Raw genomic sequence first — 370 nt, 5'->3', positions numbered from 1 at the left:
TGTTTATCGGGTGTATTGTGAATTAAAGCTTAATCTCAGAGTAAAACGAAAAAAACGCATTCCTCCACGATGCCCGGAAAAGCTATTTGTGCCTAATAAACAAGGTGAATGTTGGTCAATGGATTTTATGAGTGATAGTAGCCGTAATCAACGTCGCTTTAGGACATTCAATGTCATCGATGACGTTAATCGTGAGGCGTTAGGTATTGATATTGCAGTCAGCTTACCAGCAGGAAGGATTACCCGTTACTTAGATAAACTGGCCGAATATCATGGATATCCATTAAAAATACGGGTCGATAATGGGCCAGAATTTACAGGAAAAACCTTTATAAACTGGGCTAAATCACATGATATAGCCATTGATTAT

The 370-nt window shown here is 38.4% G+C and carries 1 protein-coding gene; it reads left to right on the top strand.

What is annotated here, in order from left to right:
• A partial coding sequence (locus A9G37_RS02195) for a DDE-type integrase/transposase/recombinase (RefSeq protein ID WP_141671012.1) occupies nucleotides 1-370 on the top strand: 370 nt, incomplete at both ends.

Origin of the sequence: Gilliamella sp. GillExp13, assembly GCF_001690815.1 — a bacterium.
Lineage (GTDB): Bacteria > Pseudomonadota > Gammaproteobacteria > Enterobacterales > Orbaceae > Gilliamella > Gilliamella bombi.
This window is presented reverse-complemented; position numbering and strand designations above follow the sequence as displayed.